The sequence below is a fragment of the Mesorhizobium sp. M7A.F.Ca.CA.002.04.1.1 genome, from assembly GCF_004022805.1.
Lineage (GTDB): Bacteria > Pseudomonadota > Alphaproteobacteria > Rhizobiales > Rhizobiaceae > Mesorhizobium > Mesorhizobium ciceri.
This window is the reverse complement of record NZ_RZPL01001067.1, coordinates 1-1,276: the sequence shown is the minus strand read 5'-3', so window position 1 is coordinate 1,276 and position 1,276 is coordinate 1. Positions and strand designations below refer to the sequence as shown.

At 58.9% G+C, this 1,276-nt stretch carries 3 protein-coding genes and 1 pseudogene; all 4 read left to right on the top strand.

Annotation, left to right across the window (positions count from 1 at the left end):
* On the top strand, positions 1–244 hold a 244-nt coding region (locus ENZ75_RS32160), incomplete at its 5' end, for an ACT domain-containing protein (RefSeq protein WP_127308162.1).
* Between the two features lie 133 nt (positions 245–377).
* Entirely contained in the window at positions 378–734 is a 357-nt protein-coding gene (locus tag ENZ75_RS32155) for a hypothetical protein (RefSeq protein WP_024505708.1), read from the top strand.
* A 71-nt stretch (positions 735–805) separates the two neighbouring features.
* Positions 806–973 carry a Thivi_2564 family membrane protein gene (locus ENZ75_RS32150; RefSeq protein WP_013531988.1) on the top strand — a complete coding sequence of 56 codons (168 nt, stop codon included), beginning with the start codon at positions 806–808 and terminating at the stop codon, positions 971–973.
* 204 nt (positions 974–1,177) lie between these two features.
* A pseudogene (glpX, locus tag ENZ75_RS32145) lies at positions 1,178–1,276 on the top strand (fructose-bisphosphatase class II); the annotation flags it as partial.

The following is a 1,276-nucleotide window of genomic DNA, read 5'->3' as shown; positions in this document are numbered from 1 at the left end:
GCTGACCGTGCACGACCGCATCGGCGTGTTCGCGGCAATCGCCAAGCGCATGGCCGACAATGACATCTCGCTGGAATCGATCGTCCAGCACGCAGTCAACGGCGAGGCGGCGGCACAGAAGACGGTGATCCTTGTCACCCACGAGACGACGGAGGCCGCCGTTCGCAAGGCGGTAGACGGCATCACCAAGGACGGACATCTGACCGACAAACCGCAGGTCATCCGCATCGAACGGGCAGGGTAGCTTTGTCCGACAGTCGCGCGGGACAAGAATTCCGCAGGCATTGAGGTCCGGTCTGGAGGCAGGCAGCTGCCACAGACCGGAACGAATTCGCGTCGACGCCGTTCTCTTGGTCACCAACCAGAGGAACCGCTTCATGGCTGACACCAACAAATCCGACACCCCCGATATCGACGACATCCAGAAGACGTTGGAAAAGCAGATTGCCGAACTGCGCAAGGAGATCACCAAGATCAACAAGAGCATTTCGGCGCGGGGCGCGGAGATGCTCGATGACGCCAGCGAACAGGCGTCCGAGTTGTACGACACCGCGGCGAACCGCGCTTCGCGTACGGCGCAACAACTGCGCAGCCAAGCCCAGGCTGTTTCGGAAGTCGCGCGCGAGAATCCTGGTACGACGACAGCTTTGGTCGGCGTGATCGGCCTGCTCGGCTTTCTGGCCGGCTTCGCCATTGCTCAATCGACGAACGATACCTCCCGCCGCTGGTATTGACCGCAGCGCAATAGGGCCGGGCTTCCGGCCTTTTCTGTTGTTTTCAGCAAATCACTTTTAAGGAGGACACCATGGCTTCGTCAGCGTTGATCGGCATCCTGATCACATTCCTCGTCATCATCCTCGTTCTCTATCTGGTTCAACGCCTGCCGCTCGATGGCCGGATGAGACAAATAGTTCAGGTCATCGTCATCATCATCGGCATCATTTCGCTGCTCAAATACCTCGCGGTTTTTTAGGCCGCGAAGGCCGCCATTCTCACCGTTTTAAGACTGGCCCGGCGCGTGGCGATCGGGCCGGTCGTGTTTCAAGACGTAGTTTAATCGATTGATATTGTTGGATATTCGATAATATTCGTGGCAGGTCTTGCCGTTGTCATGCTCGTTTGACAAAACAGGCCCGCCTCCGGCGGGAGGCCGCATTGCCAACGAGGAAATCACCAGATGAATGTGGCCCAGAACATCGTCGCCGGCCTTGACCGGATACTCACCATGGAACTGGTGCGCGTCACCGAACGGGCCGCCGTCGCGGCCGCCAGGCTG